Origin of the sequence: Microbulbifer harenosus, assembly GCF_005771435.1 — a bacterium.
Taxonomy (GTDB): domain Bacteria; phylum Pseudomonadota; class Gammaproteobacteria; order Pseudomonadales; family Cellvibrionaceae; genus Microbulbifer; species Microbulbifer harenosus.
The window spans coordinates 41,321-61,083 of record NZ_VANI01000012.1; the positions used below are offsets into that span (position 1 = coordinate 41,321).

Annotated in this window: 17 protein-coding genes; 8 read left to right on the forward strand and 9 right to left on the reverse strand. The window is 60.9% G+C overall.

Annotated elements, in window-relative coordinates; all coding sequences use genetic code 11:
- Window positions 1–95 precede the first annotated feature (95 nt).
- From FDY93_RS19485 to FDY93_RS12235, 8 genes are all read left to right on the forward strand, one after another.
- Entirely contained in the window at window positions 96–272 is a 177-nt protein-coding gene (locus tag FDY93_RS19485; protein ID WP_166220175.1) for a hypothetical protein, read from the forward strand.
- On the forward strand, window positions 262–3,249 hold the full coding sequence (locus FDY93_RS12205) for an ATP-binding protein (protein ID WP_138236039.1): 2,988 nt from the start codon (window positions 262–264) through the stop codon (window positions 3,247–3,249). The genes FDY93_RS19485 and FDY93_RS12205 overlap by 11 nt, the downstream gene beginning before the upstream one ends.
- 129 nt (window positions 3,250–3,378) lie before the next feature.
- The gene (locus FDY93_RS12210) at window positions 3,379–4,779 is read left to right on the forward strand and encodes a sigma-54-dependent transcriptional regulator (RefSeq protein ID WP_138236040.1); all 1,401 of its coding nucleotides are present in this window, start codon (window positions 3,379–3,381) and stop codon (window positions 4,777–4,779) included.
- Window positions 4,780–5,839: 1,060 nt separating this feature from the next.
- Window positions 5,840–7,345, forward strand: a complete 1,506-nt coding sequence (gene pcnB / locus FDY93_RS12215; RefSeq protein WP_138236041.1) for a polynucleotide adenylyltransferase PcnB — start codon at window positions 5,840–5,842, stop codon at window positions 7,343–7,345.
- Between the two features lie 13 nt (window positions 7,346–7,358).
- On the forward strand, window positions 7,359–7,838 hold the full coding sequence (gene folK / locus FDY93_RS12220) for a 2-amino-4-hydroxy-6-hydroxymethyldihydropteridine diphosphokinase (protein WP_171018976.1): 480 nt from the start codon (window positions 7,359–7,361) through the stop codon (window positions 7,836–7,838).
- Window positions 7,839–7,937: 99 nt separating this feature from the next.
- Window positions 7,938–8,600 (forward strand): deoxynucleoside kinase, encoded by a 663-nt coding sequence (locus FDY93_RS12225; RefSeq protein WP_240914391.1) that lies wholly within the window; start codon window positions 7,938–7,940, stop codon window positions 8,598–8,600.
- Window positions 8,601–8,686: 86 nt separating this feature from the next.
- Window positions 8,687–9,502: a 3-methyl-2-oxobutanoate hydroxymethyltransferase gene (gene panB, locus FDY93_RS12230; RefSeq protein ID WP_138236044.1), complete on the forward strand. Its 816-nt coding sequence runs from the start codon at window positions 8,687–8,689 to the stop codon at window positions 9,500–9,502.
- 25 nt (window positions 9,503–9,527) lie between these two features.
- On the forward strand, window positions 9,528–10,340 hold the full coding sequence (locus FDY93_RS12235) for an acyl-CoA thioesterase (RefSeq protein WP_138236045.1): 813 nt from the start codon (window positions 9,528–9,530) through the stop codon (window positions 10,338–10,340).
- Between the two features lie 25 nt (window positions 10,341–10,365).
- Here the strand turns inward: FDY93_RS12235 and zntB are convergent, their stop codons facing one another.
- From zntB to fabV, 9 genes are all read right to left on the reverse strand, one after another.
- Window positions 10,366–11,334 carry a zinc transporter ZntB gene (zntB, locus tag FDY93_RS12240; RefSeq protein ID WP_138236046.1) on the reverse strand — a complete coding sequence of 323 codons (969 nt, stop codon included), beginning with the start codon at window positions 11,332–11,334 and terminating at the stop codon, window positions 10,366–10,368.
- A gap of 37 nt (window positions 11,335–11,371) precedes the next feature.
- Window positions 11,372–12,307 (reverse strand): D-hexose-6-phosphate mutarotase, encoded by a 936-nt coding sequence (locus tag FDY93_RS12245; protein WP_138236047.1) that lies wholly within the window; start codon window positions 12,305–12,307, stop codon window positions 11,372–11,374.
- Between the two features lie 32 nt (window positions 12,308–12,339).
- Entirely contained in the window at window positions 12,340–13,113 is a 774-nt protein-coding gene (locus tag FDY93_RS12250; RefSeq protein WP_138236048.1) for an MBL fold metallo-hydrolase, read from the reverse strand.
- Between the two features lie 20 nt (window positions 13,114–13,133).
- Window positions 13,134–14,309 (reverse strand): outer membrane protein assembly factor BamC, encoded by a 1,176-nt coding sequence (bamC, locus tag FDY93_RS12255; protein ID WP_138236049.1) that lies wholly within the window; start codon window positions 14,307–14,309, stop codon window positions 13,134–13,136.
- A 127-nt stretch (window positions 14,310–14,436) separates the two neighbouring features.
- The gene (dapA, locus tag FDY93_RS12260; RefSeq protein ID WP_138236050.1) at window positions 14,437–15,312 is read right to left on the reverse strand and encodes a 4-hydroxy-tetrahydrodipicolinate synthase; all 876 of its coding nucleotides are present in this window, start codon (window positions 15,310–15,312) and stop codon (window positions 14,437–14,439) included.
- A gap of 136 nt (window positions 15,313–15,448) precedes the next feature.
- Window positions 15,449–16,474, reverse strand: coding sequence for an LpxL/LpxP family Kdo(2)-lipid IV(A) lauroyl/palmitoleoyl acyltransferase (gene lpxL / locus FDY93_RS12265; protein WP_240914109.1), 1,026 nt, complete (start codon window positions 16,472–16,474; stop codon window positions 15,449–15,451).
- A gap of 90 nt (window positions 16,475–16,564) precedes the next feature.
- Window positions 16,565–16,795, reverse strand: a complete 231-nt coding sequence (locus FDY93_RS12270) for a DUF2789 family protein (RefSeq protein WP_138236051.1) — start codon at window positions 16,793–16,795, stop codon at window positions 16,565–16,567.
- A 103-nt stretch (window positions 16,796–16,898) separates the two neighbouring features.
- Window positions 16,899–17,942: an NADP(H)-dependent aldo-keto reductase gene (locus tag FDY93_RS12275; RefSeq protein ID WP_138236052.1), complete on the reverse strand. Its 1,044-nt coding sequence runs from the start codon at window positions 17,940–17,942 to the stop codon at window positions 16,899–16,901.
- 107 nt (window positions 17,943–18,049) lie between these two features.
- A complete protein-coding gene (fabV, locus tag FDY93_RS12280) occupies window positions 18,050–19,228 on the reverse strand; it encodes an enoyl-ACP reductase FabV (protein WP_138236053.1) in 1,179 nt (392 codons plus the stop codon).
- Window positions 19,229–19,763: the final 535 nt, after the last annotated feature.

The window sequence follows — 19,763 nt, forward strand, 5'->3', positions numbered from 1 at the left end:
AGGCCACGGAGTGTTGAACTGCCCCCCAACGGCGCATTACCATTTTGCGCCATATTTTCTCTGCCTTACCGCAGGACGACCCCAACAGGTCCTTAATGAGCAACCGTACCCTGTTAATCCTGCTGGTACTGGTGGGCTATGTATTCAGCCCCACCGTATTCACCTGGATGATCAATCCCACCGGCGCCTGGTATCGCCCGTTTATTCTGTGGTTCGTCCTGATCCTGCTGGCGATCTTCATTCAACGGAGGCGCCGCCCGGATGACCTTTGAAATCGTCAATATCGCACTGATTGGCGTTGCCTATATCTTCGCGCTGTTTTTCGTCGCCTTTGCCACCTCCAAAGGCTGGCTGCCGAGCAACTGGGTGCGGCATCCGTTTTTCTACGTGCTGTCGCTGGGGGTTTCCCTGAGCGCCTGGACCTATTACGGCATCATCGATCTGGCGTGGCAGCACGGCTATGGGGTGCTGGCCTATTATCTCGGCACCGGTGCCATGTTTCTGTTCGCGCCAGTGGCGCTCGAGCCACTGGCGCGCCTGGCCCAGCGTTATCAGCTCACGTCCCCCGCCGACCTGCTGGTGTTCCGCTACCACAGCCGCGAGGCGGGCACCCTTGCCACCTTGTTCATGCTGCTGGGGCTGCTGCCGCTGATCGCACTGCAAATCCAGGCGGTAGCGGAGACTCTGGCACTGCTGTCGCGCGACAATGTAGCGGCGCTGGCACTGCCGGACAGCGGCGTCACCAGCAAGGATCTGATTGCCTTCTTCTACTGTGTGCTGCTGGCGCTGTTTACCACCACCTACGGCGCATCGCGCAAGCGCCGGGCGGGCCTCGCCAGTGCCATGGCGCTGGAATCCCTGGTGAAGCTGTTGGCGCTACTGGCGGTGGGGCTCTACGCCGTGTATGGCGTTTTCGGCGGCTTGGGCGGGCTCGACAAGTGGCTGGCGCAAAACAGTGACATGCAGCAGCTTCTATATTCGCCGATCAAACAGGGTTCCTCGCACACCCTGCTGCTGGTATTCATCGCCACCGCCGTGGCCATGCCGCATATTTTCTATCTGAGCATTGCCGAGCGGCCCGCGGCCCTGGGCCTGCGCACCGCAAGCTGGGGGTTCCCGCTGTTCCTGCTTTTGATGGCACTGCCGATCTTCCCCATCATGTGGGCGGGTTTTGCACTGGATGTGGCGGAGCCAGTGCAGTACTTCACTCTCGCAGTACCGCGCGCCAGCGGGTCCGCGCTGCTGACGATTGTGGCGTTTATCGGCGGCCTGTCCGCCGCCACCGGCGCACTGATCATGATCACCCTGGCGCTCTCCACCATGGTGATGAACCATTGGTTGCTGCCCGGCACCCGCTGGCAATCCGACGACAATATGTACCGCCAGTTGCTGTGGCTGCGCCGTTCGCTGGTGGCGGCGCTGTTCCTGGCGGGATTCGGCTTCTATCTACTTTTGAACAACCGCCTGTCGCTGTCCGACCTGGCCATTATCGCGTTCATTGCCTCTCTGCAGTTCCTGCCGGGAATCTTTGCGGTGATCCACTGGCCTCAGGGCAACCGCCGCGGCTTTATCGGTGGCCTGCTCGCCGGCATGCTGATCTGGGCCGCCGGCCTGCTGTTACCGGCCATGGTGGGCAATAGCGGCATTACTTTCGGCGACTATCGCCTGCCGCTGGGCATGGAAATCTGGCCGCAGATCACCACCCTGTCACTGTCCGTAAACGTGCTGCTGTTTGTTGGCCTGTCGCTGTTCACCCCGACCTCCAGCCTGGAGCGCTATGCCGCCGACCTGTGCAGCGACGACTCCATCAGCCAGGCCCTGCGCCTTGAGCTGGATGTGCAATCCGCCGCGGATTTCCGCCTGCGCCTGTCGGAAAGCCTCGGCGCCGCCACCGCCAGCCAGGAAGTGAACCGCGCTTTGCGCCAGCTCAACCTGACGGAAAATGAGCGCCGCCCCTACGCGTTGCGCCAGTTGCGCGACCGACTGGAGGCCAACCTGTCGGGCCTGCTGGGAAGGGTGCTGGCCGGCCAGATCGTGGACCGTCACCTGCCGTTCGTAACCAGCGATCAGCCGGCGAACAAAGACATCCACCTGATCGAGACGCGCCTCAGCCGCTACAAAAACCAGCTCACCGGTCTCGCCGCGGAACTGAACAATCTGCGGCTTTACCACCGGCAGATGCTGGAAGAGCTGCCCATGGCCGCCTGCTCCCTCGGCCGCGATGGCGAAATCCTGCTGTGGAACTACGCCATGGCGGAGGTCACCGGTATTACCGCCAGTGAGGTAATCGGCTCGAAACTGGAGTACCTGCCGGAGCCCTGGCGGACCCTGCTGACGGAGTTCGCGCAGTCGGAAGACGCCAGCCGCTTCAAGCAGCAGATAGAAATGAACGGTAACAACCACTGGCTCAATCTGCACAAGACCCGCCTGAAGCAGAAAAAATACGGGCGCGACAGCACCAGAGTCAAAGACAGCCGCGGCGACGGCCAGATGCTGCTGGTGGAGGACATCACCGAGACCCAGGTGCTGGAGCAGGAATTGATGCACAGCGAGCGCCTGGCCTCTGTGGGCCGCCTCGCCGCCGGGGTGGCGCACGAGGTGGGCAACCCGGTAACAGGCATCGCCTGCCTCGCGCAGAACCTGCAGTTCGAGTCGGACAACCCGGAAGTACTGGAGACCGCAGACCAGATCCTGAGCCAGACCCAGCGCATCAGCCGAATCGTGCACTCCCTGGTGAGTTTCTCCCACAGCGGCACTCACGACCGCGAGAAGGCACCGGTAGACCTGCGCGCCTGTGTGGAGGAGGCGGTACAGCTGCTGTCTCTGCAGCGGGACAAAACCCAGGTCACCTTCGCCAACAGCGTCCCCGCAGATCTGGTCGCGCTGGGCGACAACCAGCGCCTGATCCAGGTCTTTATCAACCTGCTGAGCAACGCCCGCGACGCCAGCCCCGATGGCGGTCATATCGACGTGGAAGGCTATGTCCGCGCGGGGCTTGCGTGTATCGCGGTGACCGACAATGGCCCGGGGATTTCACCGGCACACCGCGACCGGATTCTGGAACCCTTCTTCACCACCAAAGAACCCGGTGAAGGTACCGGTCTCGGTCTCGCCATGGTGTACAGCATTGTGGAAGAACACGGAGGACAGCTGGAACTGGTGAGTCCGGCCCACACCGAAACCGGCCGCGGGGCGCGGTTTGTGGTGCAATTACCGCTGGAGAGCGCGGCGCACGGCCTGGAAATATGACAGGCCTGTTACGGGCAGATGAAAAATAATTGGATAAATTTTAGCCTTCAACTGGCAACTGGGTTGCATCGAAACGCCCAACAGGTAAAACTTAGGCCCCTCTGAACATTTTGTAACCAGGCGTAACACATGAGCCACATCCTGATCGTAGAAGATGAAGCCATTATCCGCACGGCCCTGCGCAAGCTGCTGGAGAGGCACCGCTACAAGATCAGTGAAGCCGGCTCGGTACGTGAGGCGACCACCAAATATCGCCTCACGGATGTAGACCTGATCATTTCGGACCTGCGCCTCCCGGGCGCGCCCGGCACCGACCTGCTGAAGCTGGCAGGTGACGTGCCGGTGCTGATCATGACCAGTTACGCCAGCCTGCGCTCGGCAGTGGACTCCATGCGCATGGGCGCTGCTGACTACATCGCCAAACCCTTCGATCACGACGAAATGATCGCCACCGTGCGCCGGGTGATCGGCAAGGCGGAGCAGAACCGCGCCGCCGGCGCCGCCGCTGCCGACAGCAAGGCCGAGGGCCGCGCCATAGCCGGCATGATCGGCGACAGCCCGGTGATGCGCGATCTCTACGCGCGAATCCACAAGGTAGCGCCCACCGATGCCACGGTGCTGGTGCACGGCGAAACCGGCACCGGTAAAGAGCTGGTGGCTCGCGCCATTCACGAGGAGAGCAAGCGCAGCGGCAAACCGCTGATCTCGGTGAACTGCGCGGCGATTCCGGAAACATTGATCGAAGCGGAGCTGTTCGGTCACGAAAAAGGCGCGTTTACCGGCGCCCAGACCGCCCGCGAGGGTCTGGTAGCGGCGGCCGACGGCGGCACCCTGTTCCTCGACGAGATTGGTGAGCTTCCCCTCGAGGCCCAGGCGCGCCTGCTGCGGGTACTGCAGGAGGGCGAGGTGCGCCCCATCGGCGCAATCGAGTCCCGCAAGGTCAACGTGCGGCTGGTTGCGGCAACCCACCGCAATCTGCGCCAGCTGGCGGCGGAGCGGCGCTTCCGCGAGGACCTTTATTACCGCATCAATGTGGTCCAGCTGACGCTGCCACCGCTGCGCGAGCGCGGCAAAGATGTGCTGTCCATTGCCGAGAACCTGATTGAGAAGTTCTGCGCCAAGATCAGTCGCCCCATCCTCAAGTTGTCACCGGAGGCGATCCAGGCGGTAACGACCTACACCTGGCCAGGTAACGTGCGCGAGCTGGAGAATGCGATCCAGCGCGCAGTGATCCTTACGGAGGATGCCAGTGAGATCGATTACGAGACGCTGGATATCGATCTGGACCTGGTTCCCATCGATGAGGCGGACCCGGAGCGCCGTCCGCGCAACAGTCTGCATTCGGACCCGCGGGAGGATCTATCACTGGAGGATTACTTCGCGCGTTTCGTTCTGGAACACCAGGACACAATGAGCGAGACGGATCTGGCGAAGAAGCTGGGTGTGAGCCGCAAGTGCCTGTGGGAGCGCCGGCAGAAGCTCGGCATTCCGCGCAAGAAGTCCAAGCGTACGGCGGAAGAAGAGGCCTGAGTATCAAACTCCGAGATACCTAACACCCTCCCGAACACCTTTTGTGGCGGTGTCGCTACCGGGGATGGTCTTGCGAGACACGCCGTGAACCCATCCCTGGGGGCTCTGCACCGCCATCCATGGCGGTGAAGGTCTCGCAAGACCATCCCCGGCATCGCCACCTTCTCCCAACCCCCTGCGTCCGCCCTGCTATCACTACTGTCTAATTTCGCTAATTCGCTTCAGTTAATTCCTTGAAAATCAACAAGTTGCGCAACCAAAGGTTTGCGGGCGTCTGTGTGCGCGGGATTCGTGTCGGGGGAAAAATTGGTAACAAGTGAAAGTGTTACCCCCTCTCCCAGGTGAGTAACAGTTGCCGTACCTTGCGTAACGGAAAGCTGTGTTCCCGCAGCGCAAAAAAGTTCCCAAATTTTTTAACTTATTGATTTATAAAGAAATTTTAAAGTTGGCACGCTATCTGCTTTGTATAGGTCAAACAACAAGAACAGCCAAGAATAAAAATAAATGACTGTTTAAGCCCTAATAACAACTGACAATAAGTGGGCGCAACAAAAAAACAATAAAAACGGGCAGATCGATAATAAAAGCCAAAGTGATCGATGACCGGAGCAAAAACTGAGCAATAACAACAATAAGGCTCAACACAACAATAAAAATAAACAAAAAGTAATAAGAACTAAAACAACAATAAACAATAAGAATAAAGCGTAATAACAAAAACAATAACTTGTAGAAGACAACAAAAATAACGACAAGCACGTGACAAACTGACTGATTGTGCCTGGGAGAGGGTTTGCTGAAAAGCAAATTGATAGCGCAAGGAAGCCGCTGCCTTCATACCGAATAAGAATAATTCCCTTCTTTTCTTTTCCAATGAATGCACACATTTGCTGGTACCCGCAGGGAGCGGGACCGGCAGCTGTGCGTTGCGCTGTGTGTGATAGAATCCGCCCCCATACGAGTCAGGAACACCGCCATCCCGGTACCAGCTCGCTATGAGCCACCAGGATCAACCGTAGAGCCGCCCATGCACTGGGCTGCGGATAACACAGTAAGCCGTATGTTCAATTCCCTGATCAGCAGTATCAAACGCTGGCACAACAAATCAAAAACCACCGACGCCAACGGCGACACCCCGCTCATGTCCAGCGAGGGTGGTCGCGGTAAACCGCCGCGCAAGAAGTCCCCAGGCAAGTCAACCAGGCCTAAAGCCAGCGACACGGGCGTATCCCGTGTGATCATCCCCCGCAGTGATCACAGCCTGTCCCGCCGGGACGTGAGCCGCGCGGCGCTTACGGTAATGAAGCGGCTGCAGGAGGGCGGTTTTGAGGCTTATATCGTCGGCGGCGGTGTGCGCGATTTACTGCTGGGCGGCCACCCCAAGGACTTTGACGTCGCGACCGATGCCACCCCCGAGCAGGCGCGGCAGCTGTTTCGCGGTTCGCGCATTGTCGGCCGCCGCTTCCGCATCCTGCACGCGCGTATCGGCCGCGAGGTAATTGAGGTCACCACCTTCCGCGGCCACCACAGCGATGGCGAAGAGCATGAGGCACAGCAGTCCGAACACGGCATGCTGCTGCGCGACAATGTCTACGGTGACCTTGAGAGTGATGCGATCCGGCGGGATTTCACGGTCAACGCGCTCTACTACACCACCAACGGTTTCGAAATCCACGACTATACCGGTGGCATTCGGGATATCGAGCAGCGCCTGATCCGCATGATTGGCGATCCGGAAACCCGCTATAAGGAAGACCCGGTACGCATGCTGCGCGCGGTGCGCTTTGCAGCGAAGCTCGATTTTGATATCGAACCGGCCACCGCCGCTCCCCTGAAAGAACTGGCACCACTGCTGCGCAACATCGCGCCTGCGCGCATGTTCGACGAGGTGCTGAAGCTGCTGATGAGCGGCCACGGCGAGCGCACGTTCGAGCTGCTGCGCCAGTACCAGTTGTGGCAGCATCTGTTTCCGGACAATGCGCGCCTGCTGGACAACCCCGAGGCCCTGGCCCTTACCCGCCAGGCCCTGCGCAATACCGATACCCGTATTCGCGAAGACCTGCGGGTAACGCCGGCGTTCCTGTACGCGGCACTGCTGTGGCCCGGGGTTAATGCCGAACAGCAATACCTCGAAAGCAAGGGCGTTCCCCCGGTGCCGGCACTGGCGCAGGCCGCGCAGAAAATTACCAGCAACCAGCTGGTGCACACGGCGATTCCCAAACGCTTCACCATCCCCATGCGCGAGATCTGGGACATGCAATCCCGCCTGCCCCGCCGCAGTGGGGAGCGCGCCTTCCGCCTGATGGAGCTTCCCAAATTCCGAGCGGCTTACGATTTCCTGTTGCTGCGCGAAGACAGTGGCGAGATTCCCGCGGGCCTCGGCCAGTGGTGGACGGCGTTCCAGCAGGCAGATGAGGAACAGCGGCTGCAGATGGTGCGCGACCTGCCGCGCAACGGCGCGCAGGGCAGTGGCAAAGGCCGTGGCCGGCGCAACCGCGGTGGCCGCAACCGTGGCCGCCAGGGTGGCAATCGGCAGGGCGGCGGCGCGGAACATCCGTCGAATTGAGCGGAAATCACAAGTGACACGCTGTTATATTGGCCTCGGCAGCAATCTTGCGGACCCGGCGGCCCAGCTGCGCAGTGCGCTCGCGCACATGGAAGAAATTCCACAGACGCAGGTTCTGAGTTGCTCCGGCTTTTACGCCAGTGCGCCCATCGGCCCCGGTGAGCAACCGGATTACGTCAATGCAGTGGCCAGTGTCGAAACGTCATTGGCGGCGGAAGCGCTGCTGGATGCGCTGCAGGCTATCGAGCACCTTCACGGCCGCGAGCGCACCCTGCGCTGGGGCGCGCGCACGCTGGACCTGGATATTCTGCTGTTCGGTGATAAAACGCTGGGTACCGCACGACTGACCGTGCCGCACCCGCGCATGGCGGAACGCAATTTCGTGCTGGAACCGCTGGCAGAGCTGGCACCAGACCTGTGTATGCCCGACGGTACACCGTTGCAGACACTGCTGGCCCGGTGTCCACCCAACCGCTTGCATCGACTGAAATAACCGGTACCGACGGAAATCAGGGAACAAGAAGGAGCAACCCCGGTGACAAAATCCTCCGTATCCGACAACACACCTTCCGAAGACTACAGCGCAGAGAATCTGGCCCTGGAACTGAACCTGCAGGAGCGCAAACTGCCCCGCTTTATCGCAGTTGAAGGCAATATCGGCGTAGGCAAAACCACCTTGGCGAAAAAGCTGGCCGCCACCTTCAATTACGATACATTGCTCGAACTGCCGGAAGAAAATCCCTTCCTCGAGCGCTTCTACCGCGACCCGAAAAACGCCGCGCTCCCCACGCAACTGCACTTCCTGCTGCAGCGTTCGCAACAGATTCAGGCCCTGCGCCAGGACGATCTGTTCAAGCCGGTGCGGGTGGCGGACTTCCTGATTGAAAAAGATCACCTGTTCGCGGAAGTTACCCTGGACAGCGACGAACTGCAGCTCTACCGCCAGGTCTACCAGCACCTGACACTGGAAGCGCCGAAGCCGGATCTCGTAATTTACCTGCAGGCGCCCCTCGAAGTACTGCAGCAGCGCATCCACAAACGCGGTATCGCCGCTGAGCGCAGTATCAGCAACGAGTACCTGGCGACCCTCAACGAGGCCTATACCAACTTCTTTCACTATTACGACCAAGCGCCCCTGCTGATCGTGAACTGTGCCGAGATCGACATCGTCGACCAGCAGCGGGATTATCTGCAACTGGTGGAATACCTACTGGAGATCAAGAGCGGCCGCCACTATTACAATCCCGGCAGATAGGCACCGCCTTCCTGCCGCTTGAGTATCCCGGTGTCACGCCGCGGATGTACCACGGGCCCCGCGCCCCAGATTAGCGAGTAATCACCATGCCCTACGCCCCCAGTGAGCTGACAAAGCCTGTTACTGTCCAGACCCTGCGCAAGATGAAGGCGGATGGAGAGAAGTTTATCTGTGTCGCCCTCTACGACGCCCCCATGGCCGCAATGGCGCAGAGAACCGGGGTGGAAACCGTGTTGATCGGCGATTCCCTCGGCATGACCGTGCTCGGCTACGACAGCACCATTCCTGTCACCATGGAACAGATGATCTACCACGTGGAAGCGGTGGCCCGCGGCAACAAAAAATCCCTGATCATGGGCGACCTGCCATTCATGACATACGCCACACCGGAGCAAGCGCTTACCAATGCCACCCGCATCATGCAGGCGGGCGCGCACATGGTGAAAATTGAGGGCGGCGCCTGGCTCGCGCCCACCGTAAAAATGCTGACCGAGCGCGGCATTCCGGTGTGTGCGCACTTGGGGCTGACGCCACAGTCGGTACACAAATTGGGCGGCTACCGGGTGCAGGGGCGCGACGACGACCACGCCGGAGAAATTTTGAACGACGCCGTACAGCTGGATGAGGCCGGCGCAGATCTGCTGGTGCTGGAGTGCGTGCCTTCGGAGTTGGGTAAGCGCATCACTGAAGCGGTCTCCATGCCGACCATCGGTATCGGCGCCGGCCCTCATACCGACGCCCAGGTACTGGTCATCAATGACATCCTCGGCCTCACGGAAAAACCGCCGAAGTTCTCCAAGAACTTCCTCGCGGAAGCGGGCAACATTCCCGGCGCTCTGCGCAAATACGCCGAAGACGTAAAAAACGGCACCTTCCCCGGCACCGACCACAGCTTTAATTGAGCCGCCGCAGGCCGGAGACTACTCAATGGAATTTACTGCCATTCTCGACGGTGCCGGCAGTGGCGGCACCACGAATATTCCCAGCGGATGGGCCCAGGGCCGCGCTACCTTTGGCGGTCTCGTCGCCGCGATGCTGTACCGACACGTCGAGGCGACACTGGAACAGGCCTCTGAGGCGCCGGTAGCGAATACTCCCCTGCGCTCCCTCACGGTCTCGTTCGTGGCCCCGGCGGAAGCCGGTGAACTGCAGGCGAGCGCCCGGATACTGCGCGCCGGCCGTTCCGCAGTGCAGATCGAAGCCCACGCCAGCCAGGGCGACCAGGTCGTGACCGCTGCCCTGGCGAGTTTTGGCAAACCGCGCACTTCGGCAATCGCCGTGGCGACCGACGCCGCTCCGGAGTTTCCCAAACCGGAGTCCTGCGAGGCGCTCCCCTATATCGAGGGACTAGTGCCGGAGTTCACCCGCCACTTTGACTACCGGATCTGTGCTGGCGCCCTGCCCTTCAGTGGCCACCGCGAAGGCCGTATTGGTGGCTGGGTCCGCTTCCGCGAATCCGCGGGCCCCGCCACCACCGCGCACCTGCTTGCGCTGATCGACGCCTGGCCACCGGCGGTGCTGCCGATGTTGAAGACCGTCGCCCCCGCCAGCTCGCTGACATGGACCGTGGAACTAATGCCCGCCGCCATGACCGCTGACTGTGACAGCGGCGACTGGTGGCAGTATCTGGCAGAGGTGGAACAGGCGGAAGATGGTTACGCGGTGATCCAGGCGCGACTGTGGAACAGCCGCGGTGTGCTGATGGCGCTGACACGGCAGACGGTAACGGTGTTCGCCTGACGGCGGTCCCGCAACACGATGGACGCTACAACCACCGTTTCCAGCGGAATACCACTAGCTGGATCGCCACTGTCACCACCAGTAACACACTGAAAATCAGAAAAGCGCGGGGATTCTCGGAACCGGGGATACCGCCGACATTGATGCCCAGCAGACCGGTGAAAAAACCCAGCGGCAGGAAGATGGCGGCGATAATGGAGAGCACATACATGCGGCTGTTGAGCTGCTCGGAAATGCGGCTCATCAACTCTTCCTGGGTGACCGCCGCGCGCTCGCGCACCGCGTCGATATCCTCAATATGCCGCAACAGGCGGTCACTCACCTCGCGCAACTGCAGGCGGTCCGCCTCGCTGATCCACGCCAGTTTCTCCCCCAGAAAGCGCGCCAGTGCCTCCCGCTGCGGCGACAGGTAGCGGCGCAGTGTGATGGTCTGCTTGCGCAGCATCGCCAGATCCAGGCGCAGATTGGCGCTGGCGCCACCCACCACCCGGTCTTCGAGCTCGTCGATCACCTCCTCGAAGTTGTCCACCGTGTCGCTCATGCGCCATACCAGCAGATCCGCGATCTCCACCACCAGCCCGGCCGTTGAGGTTGGTCCGCGCCCGCCATCCAACTGAGTACAGAGATCGTCGATGGACAGCAGGCGGCGCCGGCGTGTGCTGATAACCCGCGTCTCCTCCGCCCACAGGCGGATGGACACCATGTCCTCCGGCTGGGATTCCGGGTTGAGGTTGACCCCGCGCAGCGCAATCAGCAGGCCGCTGCCGATACCCGTGGTGCGGGGGCGGGTTTCCTCTGTCAGCAGCGCATCGGCCACCAGCGGATCCAGGTTGGCCGCACCGCTGATCCAGGTGCGGGCGTCCTGGTCGGTGTAGTCGAAGTGCAGCCACAGACGCCCCTGGTCCGGCGTCCACTGCTGTACCTCCGGCCACTGTATACGGCGTCCACCGCCGCGGCCGTCGAGGAGATAGGCGTGAATCAGTCCGGTTTGCATGGGGCCTCCTGCCTCGGGATGGTTTGCCGACAGTAACTTAACGGCCGAGCGTCAGACGGGCGCGGGCGGACTCCCCGGGCTGCAGTCGCCAGCTGTCGGCAAACGCATTACCGTGCTCCACGCAGACAAAACCGCGGTAGTGCGGGCCTATGTCACTTATGGTGGCGGCGAGCTCAGCACCCGGGTTCCAGGTGATGACCGTGTGGCAGTTTTCGCTCTCGGCAGTGATCGAATTGGGCGTGTGGATAACCTGGTGGGCGGGAGCCCGCTCAAATACGCGATCCACTTCACCGGCAAAGGTCTGCATGCCATCGAGGCGGTCGCGAACGAAAGCGCGGGTCTTGTCGAGGAACTCACCGCCGTCCAGTCCCTCCACCTCCACCGCATTCACATCTTCCACCGCAAAATAGCTGTGCAGGGCCCAGCTGTATTCCGCGGGGCTGTCGGCGCTGTTGGTAAGCTCAAGCTCAAAGATGAGACTCTTGCCCAGGACGATTTTCAGGGTGCAGGTAAAGCTCGCGGGAAACAGTTCATCCCCTGGATGCTGGAAGCGGAGCGTCAGCTCCACCGCGCCGTCGGACAGCATTTCACTATCGGCGAGTTCCCACAATTGCGTGCGCACCAGCCCGTGCTTGGGTTTTGAGGGGTCTTCCCGGTTTTCCCCGAACCAGGGCAAGCACAGCGGCACACCGCCCCGCACGGCGGTACCCGCCGCAAAGGGGGTTGCGGGGCTTAACCACAGCAGCGGCGCGCGGCCGCTGGCGGCAAACTCCAGTACCTGAGCCCCCTGCAGGGAGATCACTGCGCGGCACAGGCCGGTTTCCACCAGCAGCAGGTCCAGGCCAGGGTTGCCGTACAGGGCACCGCTGTCGGTGCGGGTGAGGTAGCTGTGGGCGGGATCGTCGAATGCGGCCACTGCGGGAGACTCCGTTTTCTTGTTCTTCGAGGGAAATGGCGCCGGTAGCGGATACATGTGAAGGTATCCTGTGGCGCCGGAATCAAGGTCTACTCTGCCTTTTCGATCTGCAGCCAGTCAAACCCTTCCTGCTGACAGGCAAAAATGCAGTTGGCGGCCTGGGCGGCGGCGTCGCCCAGTGCCGCGCGCGCCAGCTCCAGGCTGTTGTTTTTCTCACTGATATGAGCGACCACCAGATGCTGCAAGCGCTGGCTGCCGATACGCTGCAGAAAACCTGCCGCCTGCTGATTGCTGAGGTGCCCGTAGGCGCCGCCGACGCGCCGCTTCAATGACGGTGGATAAGGTCCCTGCGCCAGCATCATGGGGTCGTGATTGGCCTCCAGCACCAGCGCGTCGCAATCGCCGTAGTGGGATTCCACATGGGGTGTGATGGTCCCGAGGTCGGTCAGCAGCCCGAGACTGCTGCCCCGGCTGCGGAAGACAAACTGCGCGGCCTCGCGGGCGTCATGGGGTACCGCCACCGGAGTGACCTGGATATCCCCCACGGCGAAGGGCTGGTGGCCCTCGATCAACTGCACCGCAGGCAGCGCGCCGAAATCCCGCGCGCGCAAGGTGCCGGGGGTGAGATACACCGGCAGCTGGTACTTGCGCGCCAGCGGACCGACACCGGCCATATGATCGCTGTGTTCATGGGTGACGAGAATGGCGGAGAGCTCCGCGGGGGAAAGACCGAGCCGCGCCATGCGCCGTTCGGTCTCCTTGATGGTGAAGCCGCAATCCACCAACAGACAGTGGTCGCCGGAGGCGACCAGAGTGCCATTGCCCTTGCTGCCACTACCCAGGGAGGCAAATCTGATCGCCATGTGCGTGTCCCAGCCGGAGGTCAGATCAGGTTCTGGCGAATGGCCATCAGCAGCTCTGATGCTTTGTTGCGACCGAGTGGCTGGCCGCGGGTATTGCGGATGCGCACTTCGATGGTGTCGTTTTCACTGCGCAATACCACCAGATAGCCGGGGATATTGCTGTTGGGGGAACCGCCGAGTCCCTGGAGGTTGGCAAACAGCCGCGGCTCGGCGGTGGAGCTGGTGTCAATATTCGCCAGCACCTGCTGCAGGCTGTATGCGTCGGCCGCTTTTGCCTGCTTGTCGTCGTCTTCGCCGGAGCCCCAGCTGGAGAACCAGCCGGTTTCCTCTTCCGAAAGTTCCCGGTCGGTGTCGTAGGTTACGTAAAAGACGCCGATATCCGCGTCTTCCTTGTGCAAGCGGTAGGCACCGGTATTGAGGGCGTGGGCCACGGTTGCCCAGGCGCGGTTCATGGCCAGGTCGAGCGCGATGTACGGCTCTTTGCCCGCCGGTTCCATCACCTGCACCTTCACCTTGCCTCCACCGATAGCCTGAGCCACCAGCGAAGCCGCGGCGCCGCTGTCATCGGCCGCCAGCGCGTTGGACATTTCGTCGATCATCCAGCCCTCGCGTTCGGGGTTGGTGGACTGCGCCGGCCAATCCACCGGGCCGTTGGCCGGTGCGTCCAGGGCCGCAGAATAGTGGCGCACATGAACTTCGGTGGTATCGGGTTGCACCCCGGACTCCACCTGCAGGCGGTATTTGTCTTTGGTTTGCGGGCTTTCACCAAATGTAAGCCAAGTGGTTTCCATGGTGCCGGCACCGGCGTCAGACATCGCCAACTGCAAACCGGCGGTGCGCAGGAAATAGTGCAGCTGCGGCCACACCTCATCCGGTGGCTGGTTCACCAGCACCCAGCGGCGGTTGCCCAACTTCTGGATTTTCACCCGGTCGAGCCCTACGTTGACCGACAGCGCCTGCGGGCGCGGCACTTCGAAGGAGCCGCGCTCCACCTCGCCGCTGATCTGCGGCACTTCGTAGAGTTCCTCCTGGTGCTTGGCAGTAACGCCCTCCGGCATCTGCAACGGAGGCAGGCTGTCGGCCAGCTGGTAGTCGTCACCGCGGTCGCGGAAGTAACCGTCCTGGCCGAAAATGCCACAGCCACCGAGGGTGGTAACCGCAGCGCACAGTAGGGCTCCGGCGGTAAATTTTGTCATTATTGGTACCTTGTCGAATCAGTCCCGATCGCAATTGTTCTGAAGCGGTATAGACCATGAGGCCGGGAAAATTGTTTCCTGCAGCCTCAGTACGTTCTCGCCGTCAGTCTACCGTGAGCGCTGCCTGTCAGAGCACACCCGCACTGCGCAGCGCCTCGCGCACCACGCCGTGGTGCTCAGCAGACAGACCGGTAAGCGGCAGGCGGATTCCGCTGTCGATGCGACCCATTTCCTTTAGCGCCCATTTCACCGGTATGGGGTTGGACTCCACAAACAGTGTTTTGTGCAATATTTCTATGCGTTGATTGATGGCGCGCGCGGTCACGGCGTCGCCAGACAGGGCCGCTTCGCACATCTGCGCCACCGCCGCTGGCGCCACGTTCGCGGTCACGCTGATGTTGCCGTGGCCGCCAAGCAGCATCAGCTCTACTGCGGTGGCGTCGTCACCGGAGTAGACGGCGAAATCTTCCGGCACCAGATCCAGGATCTGGCGCGCGCGCTCCAAATCGCCAGTGGCTTCTTTGATGCCGACGATGTTGGCAACGGAAGACAGGCGGCGCACCGTGTCGGGCAGCATGTCCACCGCCGTGCGCCCCGGCACATTGTAGAGGATCTGCGGAATAGCAACGGCCTTGGCCACGGCCTTGTAGTGTTGGTACAGGCCCTCTTGTGTGGGCTTGTTGTAGTAAGGAGTCACCAGCAGGCAGGCGTCCGCGCCGCACTTGGCCGCAGTCGCGGTGAGTTCAATGGCTTCGGTGGTGGAGTTGGCGCCGGTACCGGCGATCACCGGAATGCGCCCGGCAACCTGGTCCACCACGCGGCGGATGACTTCCAGGTGTTCGTGCACATCGAGGGTGGCGGATTCACCGGTGGTGCCCACCGCAACCAGCGCGCGGGTGCCCTGCTCGATGTGCCATTCCACCAGTTCGTGCAGTTTGTCCCAATCCAGGCTGCCGTCTGCATACATGGGTGTGGCCAGCGCCACCATACTGCCGGAAATCATTGCAACTCCTTCTCCAACCGGCCTGCAGCCGGCCTGTACCGCCAAAAAAATGAATGCGGTATGTTACTGACCGTGCCAGTTCGATGCCAGCGCAAAATTTATCCCACTGCGCGGCAGGGAGTCCGGCGGATATTGATCAAATTTTGCGCTTTTTGCGCCGCCGTTTCCGTTTCGGGTAATACGGCTCCTCACCTTCAGGGCGAGTCTTGAAGCGACGGTGCACCCACATGTACTGCGCAGCATTCTCACGCATGCGCGCTTCTACAAACTGGTTGACCAGCGCCGCGTCTTTCAATTCATCGCCGGAGGGGATCTCGGTGATCGGCGGGAACACCCGGACCTGGTAAAACCCCTTTCCCTCCAGGCGCGTTACCGTATAGGGCACCACCTGGGCGCGACCAACCCGCGCAAAGCGCGAAGTACCGGTAACGGTGGCGGCAGGGATCCCAAACAACGGGGCGAATACCCCCTGTTTGATGCCGTAGTCCTGATCCGGCGCATACCAGACCGCACGCCCCTTCTGCAGCGCCCGCAACATGCCGCGTACGTCCTTACGCTGGTACACCTCGGAATCCTCCCCGAGGCGCTCGCGCCCCTTGCGCTGCATGTAGTCATACACTGGATTCTTATGCGGGCGGTACATGCCGTCCACCGGGTGGCTCAGGGACATAAACTGGGCGCCGATTTCCAGTGTGGTGAAGTGCATCGCCAGCATCACCACACCCTGGCCGCGGCTGTGGGGCTCCTGCAGATATTCCAGCCCCTCGATGGTAAAGCGCCGGCGCAGCCAGCGGCTGGAGCGGAACCACGCCATGCCGGTCTCCATCAGCGCGATACCGTTGGAAGCGAAGTTGCGGCGCAGCAGTTGCTCGCGCTCCATGGCGGAAAGCTCGGGAAAGCACAGCGCCAGATTGCGCTCGGCGATCTGGCGCCGATCGCTGGCAAAGCGCAGCATCAGCCGGCCCAGCATGCGACCGATCGCCATTTGCCAGTTGTACGGCAGCTGCGCCACCGCAAACCATACGCCGAACAGAAGCCAGGTCAGCCAGTAGCGCGGGTGCAGCAGGGCAGCACGAAAACGGGGTTTTTCCATAAGTTGCGGACAGCAGAGATCGGGGAACAGGCACCAGGCGGCCAATGCCCCCGGACGAAAACGGCGCATTATAGCCGCGCAGCACCGCCCTAGGGTACTCCCGGCGGCCCGCCCGCCCTGTGACCGATCTCTTTTGGACGCAACAAACTCCAGAGAGTCTCAGTGCCGCAGCAGTGCGTCCAGCTCGTCCACCACTTCGCACCAGTCGGAATCTTCCAGAATCGCATCGTGCAGGAATTTGCGCTGGCTCTCGTTCCAGAATCTGGCGTGGAAGAGCTTGTCCTCACCGTCCAGGTGATGTTTACCGAGAAATTCCTCGATGGCGCGATCGTCAGAACGCAACCCCAGCTGGGCGAACAGATCGTTGAGGGTGTGGTAACCAGCCTGCATGAATACTCCCTTTGACCCGAGCATCGAATCAGCGTTGATCGGCGCGAAACACTACCTCGAAGTATAGACATTCAGAGGTGGGGTTCACGCCTTACGGTATTGTTCACGGTGCCGGATTGGGATTCTGCCGGTGCACCGCCTCAATGGCTTCCAGTTGCTCGCTACTCAACTGCAGCTGACTGCTGGAGATATTGGCACGGAGCTGTTCCATGGTAGTGGCACCAATGATATTGGATGTCACAAACGGCTGCTGGTTCACAAACGCCAGCGCCATCTGCACCGGGTCGAGGCCGAACGCCGCCGCCAGTTTCACGTACTGCTCGGTGGCTGATACCGCGCGCTCATTGGTATAGCGCTGGAACCGCTCGAACAGGGTCAGGCGCGCGCCCGCAGGTCTCGCTCCATTCAGGTACTTGCCGCTCAGAGTGCCAAACGCCAGGGGTGAATAGGCCAGCAGGCCGCACTGTTCGCGAATGGCCATTTCCGCCAGTCCCACTTCGAAGGTGCGGTTCAGCAGATTGTAGGGATTCTGAATCGAGGCGATGCGCGGCCTGTTGCCGTGGGAGGCGAGGCGCAGGTAGCGGTGCACACCCCAGGGCGTCTCATTCGAAAGGCCGATGTGGCGCACCTTGCCCGCCGCCACAAGCTCCTGCAGCGCGCTCAGGGTTTCACTGATATCCACACCGTCGTCACCGCCATGCCGGTATCCGAGTTGCCCGAAGTAGTTGGACTGACGCTCCGGCCAGTGCACCTGGTAGAGATCGATGTAGTCGGTCTTGAGCCGAGCCAGGGAATCGTCACAGGCCCGCAGTATCTGGTCGCGGTCGAGGCGTGGGCCGCCACGAATGTGGCCGACACCGGAGTTGCCCTCACCGCGCCCTGTCACCTTGGTCGCCAGCACCAGCGACTGCCGCTTACCACGCTTCTCCAGCCAGTTGCCGATGATCTCCTCTGTGCGGCCGTAGGTCTCGGGTTTTGGCGGTACCGGGTACATTTCCGCGCAGTCGATAAAATTCACTCCCTGAGCAACCGCATAATCCAGCTGCTCGAAGGCCTCCGTCTCGCTGTTCTGTTCGCCATAGGTCATGGTACCGAGGCAGATCTTGCTTACCTCGAGATCGGTTTTTCCGAGCTTGCGGGTTTCCATGAAACGTCTCCTGCGGAATCAAAAGTGCGCAATTATAAAACGGAAACGCCGGGCAATTGCCCGGCGTTTCTTTTCGACGCAATTTTTAAAATGCCATGGGGCAGCGCTTATTTGAAGTCCGCTGCCACTAAAGGACTGATGTCGGCATCGTAATCGATACCTTTTACACCAAAGCCGAACAGTTTGAGGAAGTCGTCGGCGTAACCTTTGTAGTCAGTCAGCTCGAACAGATTTTCCTCGGTCACTTCCGGCCACAGTTTTTCGATTTTGGCCTGGGTTTCCGCGCGCAGTTCTTTCTCGTCCATACGGAAGCGGTTGGCGTCGTCGAGGCGCGGAGCGTCGGTGTACAGGCCTTCCGTGTAGAGGCGGTACAGCTGTTCAATACAGCCCTCGTGAGTGCCCTCTTCCTTCATCACTTTGTAAACAAGAGAGATATACAGTGGCATCACAGGAATCGCCGAGCTGGACTGAGTGACCAGAGCTTTCAGCACGGCGACATTGGCGCTCGCGCTGCCACTGTCACTGATGGCTTTGGCGGCGCGATCCAGATCTTCCTTGGCCTTGCCAATGGTGGCGTGACCGTAGATCGGCCAGGTGAGTTTGTCACCAATATAGGTGTAGGCGACGGTTTTGCAGTCGTCCGCCAGTACGCCGGCGTCGTTCAGGGCCTGCATCCACAGTTCCCAGTCTTCGCCGCCCATCACTTTGACCGTGGCCGCGATTTCTTCTTCGTTCGCAGGCTCGACGCTGATGTCGGAGATTTCCAGCTTGTCGGTGTTGAGGTTTTTCGCGGTATAGGATTTGCCGATGGGCTTCAATACGGAGCTGTACAGTTCGCCGGTTTTCGGGTCGGTACGTCTTGGAGAGGCGAGACTGTAGATGACCAGGTCGATCTTACCCATGTCCTGTTTGATCAGGTCGATAGCCTGGGCTTTGATTTCGTCGGAGAACGCATCGCCATTGATGCTCTTGGCATAAAGGCCGGCGTCATGCGCTTCTTCTTCGAAGGCTGCGGCATTGTAGTATCCTGCGGAGGCAGTACGCTTGTCGGTCGGCGGCTTTTCAAAGAATACACCGAGGGTACTGGCGCCACAGCCGAAGGCGGCGGTGATGCGGGACGCGAGGCCATAGCCGGTGGAGGCGCCGACCACAAGCACGTTCTTGGGACCGTTTTCAATGGCGGGCTGGGATTTGATGTATTCGATCTGCTCGCGCACGTTGGCGGCGCAGCCCTGTGGGTGGGCGTTGGTGCAGATGAATCCGCGAACTTTCGGCTGGATGATCATGCCGGGCTCTCTCCGTTGGGTGATTCCTAATTGACGGGACCGCTGAAAACCGTAACGAGCGGGGGGCTGGTGGCGACCGCCGGAGCGGAGCAACCGGAACGTACTGAAGTACGTGAGGATTGCGAGCACCGCCGGACGCCGCCAGACGCACGCGCAGTAGGTTTTCAGTGGTACCTAGGCCGACTGGCCGGCCATAAAGGCGCACATTCTAATGGCGTTTGCGGGCGACTCCCAGAGTGGCAAGTCACGATACGGTAATTTCGCGGCCAGAATATCTAGTGTTGCGGCCAGTTTAGCCAAGTTGGACTCCAAGTCCCCGCCCTCGAAAAGAGCGGGGCGCACATTTTTTGCACACTTTTGACTAAACCAGGCTTAGGGGTCCTCTTATTCAAGTTCAGTGGCGGAAAGCCACCGGGTGAAAGGTTTCAGAACCGCTGTGGATCCCCGCAAGCGGGCCCGGCCACCAATCACAGTATGGCGTCGTTCGCCTGCGCGCGAAGCAATGCTTCACAAACGCTTGTCTCACCCTTGTACG

Excerpts from the sequence above, each read along its gene's own strand:
- FDY93_RS19485 (WP_166220175.1), top strand. The coding sequence starts at position 96 with ATGAGCAACCGTACCCTGTTAATCCTGCTGGTACTGGTGGGCTATGTA.
- FDY93_RS12205 (WP_138236039.1), top strand. The coding sequence starts at position 262 with ATGACCTTTGAAATCGTCAATATCGCACTGATTGGCGTTGCCTATATC.
- FDY93_RS12210 (WP_138236040.1), top strand. The coding sequence starts at position 3,379 with ATGAGCCACATCCTGATCGTAGAAGATGAAGCCATTATCCGCACGGCC.
- pcnB (WP_138236041.1), top strand. The coding sequence starts at position 5,840 with ATGTTCAATTCCCTGATCAGCAGTATCAAACGCTGGCACAACAAATCA.
- panB (WP_138236044.1), top strand. The coding sequence starts at position 8,687 with ATGCCCTACGCCCCCAGTGAGCTGACAAAGCCTGTTACTGTCCAGACC.
- FDY93_RS12235 (WP_138236045.1), top strand. The coding sequence starts at position 9,528 with ATGGAATTTACTGCCATTCTCGACGGTGCCGGCAGTGGCGGCACCACG.
- zntB (WP_138236046.1), bottom strand. The coding sequence starts at position 11,334 with ATGCAAACCGGACTGATTCACGCCTATCTCCTCGACGGCCGCGGCGGT.
- FDY93_RS12245 (WP_138236047.1), bottom strand. The coding sequence starts at position 12,307 with ATGTATCCGCTACCGGCGCCATTTCCCTCGAAGAACAAGAAAACGGAG.
- FDY93_RS12250 (WP_138236048.1), bottom strand. The coding sequence starts at position 13,113 with ATGGCGATCAGATTTGCCTCCCTGGGTAGTGGCAGCAAGGGCAATGGC.
- bamC (WP_138236049.1), bottom strand. The coding sequence starts at position 14,309 with ATGACAAAATTTACCGCCGGAGCCCTACTGTGCGCTGCGGTTACCACC.
- dapA (WP_138236050.1), bottom strand. The coding sequence starts at position 15,312 with ATGATTTCCGGCAGTATGGTGGCGCTGGCCACACCCATGTATGCAGAC.
- lpxL (WP_240914109.1), bottom strand. The coding sequence starts at position 16,474 with ATGCGCCGTTTTCGTCCGGGGGCATTGGCCGCCTGGTGCCTGTTCCCC.
- FDY93_RS12270 (WP_138236051.1), bottom strand. The coding sequence starts at position 16,795 with ATGCAGGCTGGTTACCACACCCTCAACGATCTGTTCGCCCAGCTGGGG.
- FDY93_RS12275 (WP_138236052.1), bottom strand. The coding sequence starts at position 17,942 with ATGGAAACCCGCAAGCTCGGAAAAACCGATCTCGAGGTAAGCAAGATC.
- fabV (WP_138236053.1), bottom strand. The coding sequence starts at position 19,228 with ATGATCATCCAGCCGAAAGTTCGCGGATTCATCTGCACCAACGCCCAC.